Annotated in this window: 12 protein-coding genes; 7 read left to right on the forward strand and 5 right to left on the reverse strand. The window is 58.3% G+C overall.

Translation table 11 applies throughout. The features are described 5' to 3' along the window. The first annotated feature begins 6 nt into the window (after nucleotides 1-6). Both IRL76_RS09735 and IRL76_RS09740 read left to right on the forward strand, forming a co-directional pair. Complete coding sequence (locus IRL76_RS09735; protein WP_200981162.1) at nucleotides 7-429, forward strand: DoxX family protein; 423 nt, start codon at nucleotides 7-9, stop codon at nucleotides 427-429. Nucleotides 430-862: 433 nt separating this feature from the next. Continuing rightward, on the forward strand, nucleotides 863-1,495 hold the full coding sequence (locus IRL76_RS09740) for a tyrosine-type recombinase/integrase (RefSeq protein WP_200981163.1): 633 nt from the start codon (nucleotides 863-865) through the stop codon (nucleotides 1,493-1,495). A 234-nt stretch (nucleotides 1,496-1,729) separates the two neighbouring features. Here the strand turns inward: IRL76_RS09740 and IRL76_RS09745 are convergent, their stop codons facing one another. Further along, the gene (locus tag IRL76_RS09745; RefSeq protein WP_246449658.1) at nucleotides 1,730-3,058 is read right to left on the reverse strand and encodes a sulfotransferase family protein; all 1,329 of its coding nucleotides are present in this window, start codon (nucleotides 3,056-3,058) and stop codon (nucleotides 1,730-1,732) included. 1,223 nt (nucleotides 3,059-4,281) lie between these two features. Here IRL76_RS09745 and IRL76_RS09750 point away from each other — a divergent pair. Continuing rightward, nucleotides 4,282-4,767, forward strand: coding sequence for a hypothetical protein (locus IRL76_RS09750; RefSeq protein WP_200981164.1), 486 nt, complete (start codon nucleotides 4,282-4,284; stop codon nucleotides 4,765-4,767). 502 nt (nucleotides 4,768-5,269) lie between these two features. Here the strand turns inward: IRL76_RS09750 and IRL76_RS09755 are convergent. The 4 genes from IRL76_RS09755 to IRL76_RS09770 form a co-directional block, all read right to left on the reverse strand. After that, the gene (locus IRL76_RS09755; protein ID WP_200981165.1) at nucleotides 5,270-6,103 is read right to left on the reverse strand and encodes a hypothetical protein; all 834 of its coding nucleotides are present in this window, start codon (nucleotides 6,101-6,103) and stop codon (nucleotides 5,270-5,272) included. A 180-nt stretch (nucleotides 6,104-6,283) separates the two neighbouring features. Beyond that, nucleotides 6,284-7,300, reverse strand: a complete 1,017-nt coding sequence (locus IRL76_RS09760) for a hypothetical protein (RefSeq protein ID WP_200981166.1) — start codon at nucleotides 7,298-7,300, stop codon at nucleotides 6,284-6,286. 685 nt (nucleotides 7,301-7,985) lie between these two features. Beyond that, entirely contained in the window at nucleotides 7,986-10,964 is a 2,979-nt protein-coding gene (locus tag IRL76_RS09765; RefSeq protein WP_200981167.1) for a ligand-binding sensor domain-containing protein, read from the reverse strand. 10 nt (nucleotides 10,965-10,974) lie between these two features. Then, complete coding sequence (locus tag IRL76_RS09770) at nucleotides 10,975-11,610, reverse strand: response regulator (RefSeq protein WP_200981168.1); 636 nt, start codon at nucleotides 11,608-11,610, stop codon at nucleotides 10,975-10,977. Nucleotides 11,611-11,933: 323 nt separating this feature from the next. Between IRL76_RS09770 and IRL76_RS09775 the strand changes: the two genes are divergently transcribed. The 4 genes from IRL76_RS09775 to IRL76_RS09790 are packed head-to-tail and all read left to right on the forward strand — an operon-like array spanning nucleotide 11,934 to nucleotide 14,237. Then, a complete protein-coding gene (locus IRL76_RS09775; protein WP_200984273.1) occupies nucleotides 11,934-12,764 on the forward strand; it encodes an alpha/beta fold hydrolase in 831 nt (276 codons plus the stop codon). Between the two features lie 4 nt (nucleotides 12,765-12,768). Then, entirely contained in the window at nucleotides 12,769-13,251 is a 483-nt protein-coding gene (gene dps / locus IRL76_RS09780; RefSeq protein WP_200981169.1) for a DNA starvation/stationary phase protection protein Dps, read from the forward strand. A 23-nt stretch (nucleotides 13,252-13,274) separates the two neighbouring features. Further along, a complete protein-coding gene (locus IRL76_RS09785; RefSeq protein ID WP_200981170.1) occupies nucleotides 13,275-13,952 on the forward strand; it encodes a hydrolase in 678 nt (225 codons plus the stop codon). Between the two features lie 39 nt (nucleotides 13,953-13,991). Beyond that, nucleotides 13,992-14,237, forward strand: coding sequence for a DUF1427 family protein (locus IRL76_RS09790; RefSeq protein ID WP_200981171.1), 246 nt, complete (start codon nucleotides 13,992-13,994; stop codon nucleotides 14,235-14,237). Nucleotides 14,238-14,324: the final 87 nt, after the last annotated feature.

The raw sequence follows: 14,324 nt of genomic DNA on the forward strand, positions 1-14,324 counted from the left end.
CTCACAATGAACACGATCACCGAAAGCTACATCAAGCCGAACACCGCCAGCACGTCGATCGACTGGCTTGCACTTGGTGCGCGCATCATGCTCGCCGCTATCTTCATCCTCGCCGGGTTCAACAAGGCTGCCGATCCCGTTGGGACCATGGGCTACATCGGTTCGGTCGGGTTGCCGTTTCCCGAGCTGGGGCTGTTTGCAGCCATTGCGATCGAAGTGATCGGGGGACTAGCGTTGGTCGCCGGCTTCAAGACCCGCGCGGTAGCACTTGTCCTCGCAATCTTCAGCATTGTCACCGCGGCAATCTTTCACAGCCAGTTGGCTGACCAAGTTCAGTTCGTGATGTTCTTCAAGAACTTCGCCATGGCCGGTGGTTTCCTGCAGGTAGCAGCCTTTGGCCCTGGCCGCTTCTCGCTGGATCGTCGCTAATCCGCGGTCCAACTAATGGTGCTGGGGGGCTTCGACTCCCCAGCGCTACAAGTCTGAAATTTGGAAACCATCTCGGATACCTTCCTCACGCTAGCTCCCTTAGGATCTGCAACTTAGGCAATTTTCGAGTACCTTAGCGTTCCAGCGGGCTGTTCGTCTTTCCTGACCCCTCCCAAAGGCTCCTTGCCGACGATTGCCAAAAACGAGTTCAATGTCACGAAATGGGGCCGATCGCGGACTGTCATCTTCTAACTGACTAGGCGCGGAAAGCGGACCTTCAGCAAACGGCTCAATTGCGGTCGGTCAGTTACGCGCCCCGATGTCGGCCGTACCTAGCATCCTCACCGATGCCTGAAAGCCGCCATAAGGTTTGGGCGAGATCCGATGCCATCGCGTTCTTCACTTGGCCAATCCTTGGCCGAGGAGAAACGCCATGGGCTACTCACACTATGATCCGGGAATGCAGGATCGACCACCTTGGAACGCCGGCAAGAAAGTCGGGACCAAGCGACCACTGTCGCAGAAGCAAATATGGGCTGTTCGCTTCTTTCTCGATCGCGAGCAACGTATCCGAGACCGAGCGTTGTTCGACCTCGCCATCGACAGCAAGCTGCGCGGCTGCGACCTGGTCAAACTCAAGATCGGCGACTTGGTTGCCGGCAGTGAGATCCGGCGACGAGCGACTATCATCCAGCAAAAGACGCACCGGCCTGTTCAGTTCGAACTGACGAGCGACGTACGGGCCAGCCTCATGGCGTGGTTCGAGCGTCGTGGCGGCACGATAGAGGATTATGCCTTCCCGAGCCGGATAGATTGCAACGGACATCTGAGCACCCGGCAGTATGCTCGGCTGGTTGATGAGTGGGTCACAGCTATCGGACTTCGCCGGGAGGAGTACGGTACACACTCGATGCGGCGAACCAAGGCTTCGATGATTTACAAGGCAACGGGCAACCTGAGAGCCATCCAGATATTGCTCGGCCATTCCAAGATCGAGAACACTGTCAGGTACCTTGGTGTCGATATCGAGGATGCCCTACTGCTCGCTGAGCGAACAGAGATCTGAGACCGAGGCGGCCCTTCCTCTAACGGAAGGGCCGCTTTCCCATCCTACGGAGTTAAGAAAGCGTGATTACGGGGGGAGCGCGTACTTCTCGAATTGAGAGAGTCGGTGTTTGAGATCTAATTGCTGTCCTTGCAAGGAATGGACTTCGCAAAATGGTCTCTTGATTTTTGTTGAGGCAGGTGAGGTGTGACGAGGCAGTGACCATTTAACGGAAGGCCCGGCAGTCGGTGCACCTTAAATTTGTTCTAGCGACTGCCCAATCTTGATGTGCGCGAACTGTGATGGTGGCGCCGTTCTCGCCTCAAAGGGAACATCGAATGTCCGCGAGTAATTGGAAAAACGCTCTCTTACCTCTGAGTCCGTTATCCCAAACTCACCGAGGCTATATCTGTGGGGTCGTCTCTTGAGTTTGGCTGAGCGGGAAAGGTACTGCTTCATTGCCGTTAATGCGGGCCCAATATCCAGCTCGAGAAATCCGTACACTCGCTTCATGGCTCCAAGCCAATCCCTATCGATATCGTCATAGTGCACGTCGATCGTCTTGCTATCGAGAATGCTCTGCCTTGCTTCCTGCATGCGCTGTACCTTGAGTTCAGTCTTGCGAAGCCATTCCCTCCCGACTTTCTGAGGATCGGGCTTGTCCGAGTAGATTATGGTCTGGTTCCAAGCCAGTGATGCAGCACTTCCCACCAGTTTCACAGGATCTCTGTGGGTGAAGATGAGTCGGGCATCTGGAAAGACTTTGAGGAGCGCGGGCAAGTCCAACATGTGCTGAGGGGTCTTGAGAAGCCAAGGGCGATTGCTCGACGTCTGCTGTGACCAGCCAATGAGCCGCAGGAGATTGGCCATGTATTGATACGCTGGTGTAGCATCCTGACCCTCGCACCATCGGGCATAAGTGGGGACCCGCCATTGGGCTTCATGCTTCATACCCCACATGCTTGCCACGAGCAGACCCAACTCTTCCTCGGGCTCAAAAGGCCCCGTGGGGTGAATGGACAAAGTCCGCGGATTGGCGAGACGCGCGATGGCCATGATCCGGCGCGCTACCGCTGGTCGCGGATCGCTTATTTTGCCTTCGATGACCTCTTGGAAACCTGGCTGCGGAACGGGGCTTATGGTCTCGAAACTGCGAAGGTGACTGAAACGTTGATCAGCTGCCAGTAGACGATGAAGTCGCGTCGTGCCGGATCGCATGGGCCCAACAATCACGACCGGGCGCGATATTGGTCTCGCAAGTATCTCCGGATGATCTCTGAACCACTTTTGAGCCAGCAAGCGACCTCGAAGGACGTGCGAGAATTGCTTTTCAGCAGACCACTCTCCAGCGGGGTTCAAGTGCGCCTCATCGGCCAACGACTCTAGCAACACCTCCATAGGGGTTTCGAACCAATTATCGCCGAAGTCGTTCAGTCCGGCATCGGATACTGCCTTTTCCAGCAAGTATTCCCTTTGTAGGGGTGCTTTCTCGATAACACCTGTCTTGTTGCCAGCTCGGATGGTGGCATTCAGTAGATCAATGAAAGGCGAGCGTCGCGGCGGTCGGATGATCTTATCGTTCAACTTTTTCGCCTATTTGGTGCTCGACCGCCCAATCGCTGCCTGCTCAGCCATTGTCAGACTACCGATGACTACACGTGGAGGTTCCCTAAGCGTGAGCCAACAAGCCAAAGTGGGCTTGCGATCTGATGCAGCATGATGTGGCCGACCAAACTCTATTGCCACGGGACGTCGGCCGGATCACCATCACCTCATCGCCTTGTTAGTCAGCGAGGGAGTGCATTCGTGACTTCGAACCTCAATCAAGTCTCGAAAAGCGCACCAGCCACTGAGGAACAATCCCGGCGAGCTGACCGTTGACTGGATAGAGCGAGTCGTCTGCGCTCTCCCTCCTCACCTGGGTCGCGGGCGGCCTGCTTCGCGTTCTGGAACAATCTAGGCCGTTGAGCGTTGGGTCGCTGGGATAATTAGGCAATCAAGTATTATCCTGCGGTAGCGCTGCCTCGCCCGACCGCAGATGCAGTGCGGGGCAGTTGCTACCACCATGTCGATACAAGTTTGGGGCAACCGACAGCGAGCCGCGTTCCGCCATACATCTTCGACCTTGGCTGCATCATTTCTAATCCTCATTCCACTCACTGGTTGTGATCAGCGACCCAAACAGTGGGATGCGATGATATTTCCCGATGCCCAAAGCGATGTTGGCCAGGTGACAATCCGCGGCTTTACGAGTGCTGAGCTTTGCCAGAAGGCGGCCACTGACAGGTTGGAACAACTTGGAGCGCGTAAGAACGGCAGGTTTAAGTGCGGCTATCGCTGTGGACCAAACGTTGAGTTCGGCGGATCCTGGTCGTGCGAAAAAGTCCTTCGGAGCGAAGACCTGCCAGTCGATGCTGAGAAGGACCGGATGCCCGAATGACTTTTGAGGGAATTGTCAGAGACTCTCGACTTATCAAATGCTATGACTCGTTGCGGAGCGACGATCAGTCATCACTGCGACCCGGATGACGGTTTCTAGCCCCAAGGATCGTCGCTCCACTCTCGATTTGGGCTTCCTAGAGCGGACTTGCTTCGTCCCAACCTGGCAGCACTGGGACGTACGCTGACGGTCTGCTACTGGCATATAGCTAGATCGGCCAAACTGGCACGATCTGGGTGGGAAGCAGACATAACTTACGGTCGGAATGATCATCGAACCAGGTCGATCCAGCATAGCTTGAATTGTCCAGTGGTCAGAGTAGTTTCAGCCTAGACGACAAGGTGGCAATGGATCGAAAGGATTCCTTATGGTCGGGATCTTCGTACTGGCTACTGCTGCTCTGAGCGGCCAAGCGGAGACGACCAGCACGCATCCGCAAGAAGTAGAACAGCGGCTTTCTCATCTCGTTGGCGATTGGACTATCGCAGGCGAAGAAGCGACTTATCGTGAAACCTGTGAGTGGTATGCCAATCGCTCGTTCGTGGTTTGCTCGAGCAGCGACAGCAGCGATGGTTCGAAGTCCCAGAGCGTTCTTGGCTATTCCTCTATAGAAGCTCGATACACCTACCAAAATTTTGGTAGTGGAGGCACTAGCAATACACGCTTCGGTTATCCGCTCGGAGAGGATGGCTTGGTCTACACTTTGGAACGCAAAAACTCTGCTGGCTATGTCCGTGTTACTACCTTCGTAACGCCCCAATCTGATGGACGCCTCCACTTTAGAGAGGAACGATCCGTAAACGGTAGCCCGTGGACCGAAACTGCTAACTTCTATTACGTTAGAAGAAAATGAGCGCGCCAGAAATTGCGTCCGCAATCGCGGTCGTTAGTTGTCTGTCCGCTCCTGGCACAACGCTAGCTCGGCAAATCGGTCATGAAGTGGGTGGAAAACGGACAAAAATTTTTTAATTGGCCTTAGGCCTCAAACACCATCGGTAAGCACCGAAGCCCTTTATCGACTCAATTTGATCGAATGCAGGATTTATTGACCGTAGGCTAGTCCTCGCTCTCTCAACATATTTCACGACTGTCGAGTTTAGTATATCTCCATCGACACGTGCAGCTAATACATCGAGTGTGAGGCCTCTTCCCTTTGCGCGTATTAGAGAGCTAACGATTATGTGCTGACATCGTGGCAAGGGCACTCTTTGTCCATAGTAGATGATGTCATCCAATTCGTTTATCGCAACATTGCCAAAACTGATGGGGCCTGAGCGCTCAAGATCGCATCCGCAGTTGGGGCAAATTTGCATCGCGAGCCTTCCAGACAACACCCATGCATGAGATGCATAGAATTAACTACTGCAAACGCCGGTCATAATCCCGGTTACTTCTCCCTTGGTGCGAACTGCGATTTGCGAGGCCTGCAGGCCATAGAAACGTGCCTCCAGCCGATTGTCCGGACTATTGCCAAATTTCGCATCCAGAATGGGTGTCTTGTCGGGTGTATACGCGACCTGGGTTAAGCTCAACGAAGGTGGAGGATTTGCACCGTTCCCCCAAAAGGGCCTGACCCAACCGGAAACGACACCGGAAGAAAAATCGAAAATGACGGATCCGTCACCGACTTCGTCTTCACCAAAGTCGCAAGTGAATATCCCTGTACTAGGAATATCCGCCGCGACAGTGCCGATGCCAAATGCGGCATAGGCTTTGGCTTGTGATCCTTCGAAGATTCGAAGATTGCCGACGCTATGCGGAGCTGCACTTGCACGAAGGTCAACCATAAAAGTCAGCTTCGATCCGTCTGCGGCAAACACATCGTACGCGCTTTGTGTTCCGGCACGCAGCCGCAGCCGCTTAAACTGAGCATCGCCATTTTCAGACATTTCATATTCAACGGCAGTCGCGTTCCAGCGCAGCTGGATGACCGACGGTGTTGGAGAGGTTGGCCAGCCATCCCAGCCAAGTATGTCGAAATCGCGATTTTGGGTAAGTCCGAACGGGACTTCCGTTGCCGTGTAAAGCACCGGGCTGGGAGTAGGTGTTGGCGACGTTGAAGGCGTAGCGCCGATAGAGCCGGGGCCACTATTTGCGTCATCATCACCACATGCCGTGAGGCTTAGAATTGCCAACAGGGCGTAGGAACTGACAAAGGTATGTGGGACACGACCAAGCTGGAAATGCATAAGCTATCTCCTGGGATCAAGGTCGGCTCTTTGCCGTCCTTTGTTCCAGCAGAGTATCAGCCGCAAAGAAAATGTACGTGTCGCAAGAAGCCGCAAATAGCTGCAAAAGAGCCAAATCGTTGCCCCTCATAGATGGAGGCAAGCAAAAAGACCGTGTCGAACATAAATTCCGCTTTGACGTTATCGAAAGTCTGGTGGAATTCTAGCCTCGCGCCAGTACCTTTCGAGCCCAAGTTCTTCAAGCAGATATCCGAACCGCTTGTCGCTCCACATTGCCGCAGCCGGAGGTTCAAACAGAAAGTTTGTATGCCGTTGATTTGGAGAGATGAATAAACCTCCTCCTACGTCTCCCGCGACTTCAAAACCCCGCCCAAAAAAATAGGCCTCCGCCAGACTGAAGGCGTCATCCAGCCGCCTCTTCATCGACGCAAGGCGAATGGCATTCACGGCAGGACGGATAGATCGGAGCGCACTCGCTTTCAGTCGAAGCAATGCTGCGTCCACTTCCGACGGATTCTGGGAAGCCACTCCTCGTGCCATGGAGACAAGTTCTTTGACCTCTCCATCGGTGACGACTGCAGGTCGTCCTTTCTGATCTTGCAGGATGCTCTTTGCTCGCTCTGGCTGTCCTCCAAAAATCAGCACTTCGACACGAGTGTGCCAGAGCATTTTGTTTGTTGGGTAAACAGAAGCGGATCGTGCGAGAATGCTCTCCGTTTTCTTGATCTGTCCTGCACTCCAACATGCTCGCGCCCAGATGTTATAAAACGATGCCGTACGAAACTCTGTGCTTACTCGCTCGCACGTCTTGCTGGCTTCTAGGCAGTGCCCAGTGAACCGCGATATCCAGGCTTGCTCTATAAGCACCTCTGGGTCTCTGGGGTTTCCAGCAAGCGATCGTTTGAGCCCATTAGCACGAATAAGCCAATTGTCGGTACCCAGGAGTGGCAATGCTGCGGCAAGCGCCAGTTCACCCTTGGCATTGCCAGGCGCCAAATCGAGTGAGCGCTGCCCATTCACTTTGGCCGCGTCGCGCAGATCAATTGATTGGAGTTCATGACGCCAACGCGACGCGGAGGCCTGGGTATAACCCAGTATCCCCCAAGCATCGGCATCAAGAGGATCCAGCCTTACCGCTTCCTTCGCTAGTCCTATGGCCTGGTTTTGCGTTTCAAGCGTATTCTGGCTGCGAAGCACCCTCGCTTGTTCTAGTAGAGCTACTACTTCAGGATTCCTATCCGTCCGCCGCAGATAAAGAGTTCCCAATGCGCCCAAAGCCACAGTGGCAAGGGAGCCAGTTAGTAACTGCCGACGCCTAATCGAAGTAGGAGCTTGTAGATTGTCGCTCGCACCTGAGTGAATATCCACTGATTCACTTAGCCAAGTATCCAACTCTCCAGTGAAAGCAAAAACGCGGGCACGACCTCCGCCGGGAAGCCGATGGACAGGCAGCCCCCTTGCAACTTCCCACCGCATGACAGTAGCCCGGTCGCGCCCAAAGTAGCGAGCGATAGCTTTCCACCCGTCAATTCGTGGGGAACTTGAAAGGCTTCCTTCGCCAGACAAATTCGCCTCCGTAGCAGATGTCATCGGCAGCCTATCTGTCGGGCGAATTGCAATCAAGGAGCAACCTCTTGCCGGCTTCAGTGTCCACAATCGGATCGTTAGTGCCCTGGCGGCTCCTAGCAAATCGGTAGCTTGGTGAAATAGTCGCGATGTGGGTGGAAAGCGGTCATTTCCCTTTGCCCCGTGGAATGCTCGCAATGGGCCGGTAGCGGAATGACGGCTTCCGGTTCGAGAGGCCGACAAAGCTGCCGTTCCGGAAACGGCTCAAGAGCTGCCATCTCCTGACGCAGAATTCCAAATTGCGGGTGGGCCACGTTTATTTCGCGTAGGCGATCCTCGCCGGAAGCTGCAGTTCTACGATCGTTCCGAAGCCTGTTGCGCTTTCGACAACTAGCTTCCCTCCGATCGCCTCGATCCGCTCCCGCATCCCCAGCAGCCCGAAGTGGCCGGGTTTTCCGCCACTTGCGATGATCTCCTCGTGCATGCCGATGCCGTTGTCGCGGACATAGGCGGCGAAGGCCCACTTGCCGTAGCGCACCCCTGCCTCGATGCGCGAGGCCTGCGAATGGCACGCTGCATTGCCGAGCGCTTCACCCAGCACCGCAAGCAGATCGTCTATGATGCCGTCAGCGATCGGGCGCACGTTCCGGGCGACATGCAACGGTGCGATGCGTTCCTGCGGATAGATCGGGTTTTCCAACAGGCGCACCAGATCGGCATGGAAATTGCGTAGGCGCGGAAGGCGCAACTCGGTTACCCGCTCGCGACCCTCTATCAGCACTTCCTCGGCGCGTTCGAGTGCTGGCTGAAGGATCGCCTGAGCCTCGGGATCGTCGGAAAAACGGTCGGCCACCGCTTGGAATCGCAGGATCAACCCCTGCACGCCCTGGATCATCGTGTCGTGCAGTTCGCGCGCAATGCGCTCGCGTTCTTCGGTTCGGGCGAGCATGCGGTTGCGGATCCGGCGACTAACTTGCCGCAGCCGCATGGCATAGAGCGTATATAGCAATCCACCGATAGCAATCGTCAGCGCTAGCCTGAACCACCAAGTTTGATAGAAGGTACGCGCGATCGTGAATTCGAGCACCGCGGGTTGCTTGCTCCAAACGTCGTCCTCGTTGGCAGCGAGAAGCTCGAAACGGTATTCGCCCGGCCCCAACCCCGAGAAGTTGGCGCTGCGACGGTTGCCAGCATCGATCCATTCTTCGCCGAGACCCAGCAGCCGGTAGCGGAACCTGACGCGTTCTGGCACGGCAAGGCTGGTGGCGGTATATTCGATCGCAAGCGCAGTAGTCCCGGCGGCGATCCGGGAAATTTCCGAGGGCCGCAGCAGTTCGGAATCCATTCTGATCCCGCGTATGATCGTTGAGGGTGATACGATATTGGTTCGGATCAATGTCGGATCGATGCTCAATACGCTGTCGCGAGTAGCGAACCAGATGCGGCCGTCTCTCCCTGCCACGATCTGCGCGCCCGCCGATTTCTGTACAAAGCTGTCCATGCCGTCGCGGAAATCGAAAACGCGGTAGGCGAGCGGCGCGCCAGGTCTCGCCAGCGCGTTATCGAGGCCGGCACTCGACATGCGCATGATGCCCATGTCGCCGATCACCCAGGTATCGCCTGCGGCGGTCTGTACCATCCCGTTGAGCGAACTCGCCCAGGGATAATCCCGCCATGACAGCAAAGGGGAACCCGGCAGCAGCGGCGCTGTAAGTCCAGCGCGGCCACTAGTGAACAGGGTACGCCTGCCCTGCAACAGCCCCTCGACGCCGTCGCTCGGCACGCTGGCATCGGTCAGTGCAAGGAATGGAAGGCGGGTCTGACTGGGGGCCTTGCCGCGGAAATGGACCACTGCCCGCCCGTCGGGCATGATCGCGACATTACCGGGCAACTGCTCGATTCCGTTGACGGCCGCAACGGGCGATGCCCGCCCACCTTTTAGCACGTACAGCCCCATGCCGAGGGCGGGCAGCCACACGCGGCCGTGCGCGTCCTCGCCGCAGGAATTGGCCACGAAATCGCGCGGCAGCGCGAAGGCACCCAGCACGCGGGTCTCTTCGAGCCGCATCGCGTTGCCGCGCTGGATTATCCAGACCCCGCCGGCTTGCGCAGCGCAGATCGCCTCGATCTGGACGGACGAACGCAGCGCCGGTACCGGTTTTGCGCCAGGAGCGACCAAATAGACCGTACGGTCATCCGCGATATAGACGATACCGTCACGATCTGCCGCCAGCATATGGTTGATTGCCGGATCGGCAGAAATCCCTTCGGCAGCCGTAATTGGCACGCGGCGAAGCATATTGAGCCCCAGCTCGCCGCCAATCCAGATATTGCCCTCGCGGTCCTCGAACAACGCCCGCACCGGATCGGACAGCAGACCGTTGCTGGTATTGAGTACGTGCATCGGCACTGCCGGATGGTTCCCAGTGATCCGTTCCGGGTGTTCGATCATGAAGGCGCCGTCGCTCCATGTCACGGCCCAAAAGGCACCTTTCTGATCGAACAGGGTGCGGATCGCGAAAGGTGCGGCAAATTGTCGGCCATTGCCGATGACTTCCCCCTTGCGTGCAATCGCGCGGGCCTGTTGCTTGTCCAACAGCCAGATCGTGCCATCCGGCGCTTCGGCCAGAGTGGCGCGCGGCGCCGTCGCAATGCCAGTCGGCTCGAACCGGGCACGGCCAGGCCGCTTGCGCAGCACCATGTCCTCGATGGTCAGCCACAAGGTGCCATCGGAGGCGAAGAAGGGTTGCCATACCGCCTTGTCCGGCAGGCCAGATGTCGCGTCGAACTCTGTCCAGCGGCCATCCTTCCAACGCGCCAGCCCCTTGTTGCTGCGCCCGCCGCGCGAAACCCAGATCGCCCCGTCAGGCCCCTCGACAATGTCATTCACCTCTCGCGATGGATTGGGCATGCCGGGATCGATCAGCTGGCCGTTGCGCCAGACAAGCATCCCGCGACGGCGCGCGAGTCCGATCCATATGGCGCCGTCACGGGCCGCAAGCAGCCGCGCAACGACAATGCGGTTGGGGCCGGGCGGCGCGGAGCCGATCCGTTCGAAGGTCACACCGTCGAACCGGAACAGCCCGTCGACCCCGCCCAGCCACAGGAACCCGTCGTGTGACTGGACGATCGCGTTGATGCGGCTCGGCGCACCTTCCTCGAGAGACCAATGGCGCAATTTGAACCCGCGCAGCGGGGGGGCAGCCGAATCGCCGCGGGCGTCTGCCGCCGGTCCCCACAGCACGGCCGAGAATAACAACGCGAAGCCGGCCAGCGCGAGCCGCGCCGCGTTCATCGCACGGCTCTCACAGTTCGATGATCCCGCGCCGGGCGGCAGTGGTCACAGCGTGTGTGCGATCATTGACGTGGAGCTTCACAAAGATGCTCTTGATGTTGGACTTCACCGTTTCCTCGGCCACACCGAGCTTCCAGGCGATCTGCTTGTTGGCATGTCCGCCCGCGATGAGTTGCAGGATCTCGATCTCGCGCGGGGAAAGGGCATCCTGAATTGCGTGCAGGGCAATGTCTTGTGCCACATCGGCATGCAGGTGGCGCTGCCCGCCATGCACTGCCCTGATCGCGCCCAACAGTTCGCGGCGCAGGCTGCTCTTGAGCAGGAAACCAGCCGCTCCGGCGCGCATCGCCGCAATCGCCTTGGCATCGCCCGAATATGTGGTGAGCACGATGATCCGCACGTCGCCGTGCAGCGCACGGAGTTCCTCGATTGCCTGCACCCCGTTCATCTCCGGCATCCGCAGATCCATTAGCACGATGTCGGGTCGTATCTCCGCATAGCGTGCTATCGCCTCATTACCGCTGGCCGCCTCGCCAGCGATCTGCATGTCGGGCTGGGGCTCGATGATTGCGCACACGCCTTCGCGCAATATCGGATGATCGTCGACGACGAGGATCCTGATCGGGACTGACGGGTCTCGGTGCATGCGAATTCTCGATCCCCCGGGAGCAGGCAGCGCCGGATGGCGCACCACGATCATGCAGACAATGCCCTCAAATACCACAATCGGCGACGGTTTCGAGACACCCGATATTGGGGCGGATTTACCCCCGTCCGGGTGTATCCCCCAACTGCAGGTGCGCGCATCTTTCCCCGGCAACAAGGGAAGCAGGCATGACCGACATCTCCAGCAGACTTCACCGGCGCCAATTCATCGCTGCCAGTGCAGCAATGGGCGGACTGGCGGCGATGCCCGGCTTCGCAATGTCGTCAATGTCATCGGCACACACCGCTTCAGGAGAATGCACAATGGGCACGATCACCACCAAGGACGGCACCGAGATCTTCTTCAAAGACTGGGGACCGAAGGACGCCCAGCCAATCGTGTTCCATCACGGCTGGCCGCTGAGCGCCGACGACTGGGACAACCAGATGATGTTCTTCCTGCTGCAAGGGTTCCGCGTCATCGCCCATGACCGGCGCGGTCACGGCCGCTCGACGCAGACGGACACTGGCAACGAGATGGATACCTATGCTGCCGACGTCGCCGCGCTGACGGATCATCTTGACCTGAAAGGCGCCGTCCACGTGGGCCATTCCACTGGCGGAGGCGAAGTAGCGCGCTATGTCGCCCGGGCAAAGCCGGGCCGCGTCGCCAAGGCCGTGCTGATCGGCGCTGTGCCGCCGATCATGCTCAAGACGGCGGCCTATCCGGGCGGTCTTCCGATGGAGGTCTTCGACGGCTTCCGCGCCGCGCTGATCGCCAATCGCGCGCAATTCTTCCGCGACGTGCCGAGCGGTCCGTTTTTCGGTTTCAACCGCCCAGGTTCCAATGTCAGCCAGGGGCTGATCGATAATTGGTGGCGCCAAGGCATGATGGGCGGTGCCAAAGCTCATTACGATTGCATCAAGGCCTTCTCAGAGACCGATTTCACTGAAGACCTAAGGGCGATCTCCGTACCCGTGCTGATCATGCATGGAGAGGACGACCAGATCGTGCCTATCGCCAATTCCGCCGAACTGGCGATCAGGCTGGTGAAGGACGGCACTCTCAAGACCTATCCCGGTTTGCCGCACGGCATGGCATCGACACATCCGGACATCATCAACGCCGATCTGCTCGCCTTCATCCGGAGCTGACGCGATGATCTATACCAGCCGCATCGACCTGTCCGAGAACCTGCGCAAGCAGGCCAGCGCACTGCTGCAGGCGCGCCTATCGGACGCGCTCGATCTGGAAGCGCAGGCCAAGCAGGCTCACTGGAACGTCAAAGGCCCGCATTTCCTCCAGCTGCACCAGTTGTTCGACACCGTCCACGACGAGATCGAGCAGTTCGTAGATCTCCTTGCCGAACGCATCACCGCACTCGGCCACATTGCCGACGGGCGGGTGGCGACCACTGCTTCTGCCACCTCGCTTTACGGTTACCCGTTTGAAGCGGTCGGCGGTGAGGCGCATCTCAAGGCGCTCGCAGGCAGCCTCAGTGCCTTCGGCAAGGCAGTGCGCGCGGCAATCGACGATGCGGCCACGCTGGGCGATGCCGACACTTCCGACCTCTTTACCCAGATCTCGCGCGAAACTGACAAGCAGCTCTGGTTCCTCGAAGCCCATCTTCAGGCTCACTGACCTCTCGCAAAAGGAGCAATGTCATGTCCTTCCGATCCGAAAAACTGATCAACACCGATGACACCTTGTTCATCTTCATCGACCACCAGCCCCAGATGGCCTTCGGGGTCACCAGCATTGATCGCCAGACGCTGAAGAACAACACCGTGGCGCTTGCCAAGGCGGCGATGCTGTTCGGTGTGCCGACTATCCTGACTGCGGTCGAGACCGAATCCTTCTCGGGATACATCTGGCCCGAGCTGCTCGACGTGGTGCAGCAGAAGCCGATCGAGCGCACCTCGATGAACTCGTGGGATTCCGACGAGCTGGTCGCGCAGGTCAAGGCGAGCGGGCGCAAGAAGCTCGTGATCGCAGCCTTGTGGACCGAAGCCTGCCTGCTCTTCCCCGCGCTCTGCGCAATAGAGGAGGGGTTTGAGGTGTTCATGGTCACCGACGCCTCGGGCGGGACTTCGCCCGAAGCGCACGATGCCGCAATCCGGCGCATGGAACAGGCCGGCGGCCACTCGCTGACGACCATCAACGCGATGCTCGAACTCCAGCGCGACTGGGCCAATCGCGACACCTATGACGGGCTGATGGGGATCGTGCGGGAGCATCTGGGTGCCTACGGCATGGGCGTCGATTACGCTTACACCATGGTCCACAAGGCTCCGCAGCGCGGCGCATTTCCGCACGAAGCCTCTTCCCCGGCCGGGCACTAACCCCGCGCCTCTCCCCGCCCGCCCGGGAGCCCCCTGTCCATGAAATCCTACCTCGTCTCACTTGCAATCGGCCTCTTGGTCGGTGCTATCTACAGCCTGCTCGGCACAAGATCGCCTGCCCCCCCGGCGATCGCGTTGCTCGGACTGCTCGGCATGTTGCTGGGTGAGCAGGCTGTCCCGCTGGTGCGAAAGGCCTGGCATGGGCAGGGGGTCGTCGCGTTCTGGAAGTCCGATTGCCAGGAGCGTGTCACCGGCGTTCCACCTGCGCCGGAGGATGCGCCGTGAGCGCCACGCGCCGCGAAACACTCGTCGGCGTGCTTGGCGCTTCGGCTCTGGGCCTGCTGCCGGGCTTTTCCCATGCCACTACCAGAC

It is taken from the genome of Qipengyuania soli (assembly GCF_015529805.1).
GTDB lineage: Bacteria > Pseudomonadota > Alphaproteobacteria > Sphingomonadales > Sphingomonadaceae > Qipengyuania > Qipengyuania soli.

Coding starts and splice junctions, on each gene's coding strand:
- IRL76_RS09770 (WP_200981168.1), bottom strand. CDS start 11,610: ATGCACCGAGACCCGTCAGTCCCGATCAGGATCCTCGTCGTCGACGAT.
- IRL76_RS09740 (WP_200981163.1), top strand. CDS start 863: ATGGGCTACTCACACTATGATCCGGGAATGCAGGATCGACCACCTTGG.
- dps (WP_200981169.1), top strand. CDS start 12,769: ATGATCTATACCAGCCGCATCGACCTGTCCGAGAACCTGCGCAAGCAG.
- IRL76_RS09765 (WP_200981167.1), bottom strand. CDS start 10,964: ATGAACGCGGCGCGGCTCGCGCTGGCCGGCTTCGCGTTGTTATTCTCG.
- IRL76_RS09755 (WP_200981165.1), bottom strand. CDS start 6,103: ATGCATTTCCAGCTTGGTCGTGTCCCACATACCTTTGTCAGTTCCTAC.
- IRL76_RS09775 (WP_200984273.1), top strand. CDS start 11,934: ATGGGCACGATCACCACCAAGGACGGCACCGAGATCTTCTTCAAAGAC.
- IRL76_RS09790 (WP_200981171.1), top strand. CDS start 13,992: ATGAAATCCTACCTCGTCTCACTTGCAATCGGCCTCTTGGTCGGTGCT.
- IRL76_RS09785 (WP_200981170.1), top strand. CDS start 13,275: ATGTCCTTCCGATCCGAAAAACTGATCAACACCGATGACACCTTGTTC.
- IRL76_RS09735 (WP_200981162.1), top strand. CDS start 7: ATGAACACGATCACCGAAAGCTACATCAAGCCGAACACCGCCAGCACG.
- IRL76_RS09750 (WP_200981164.1), top strand. CDS start 4,282: ATGGTCGGGATCTTCGTACTGGCTACTGCTGCTCTGAGCGGCCAAGCG.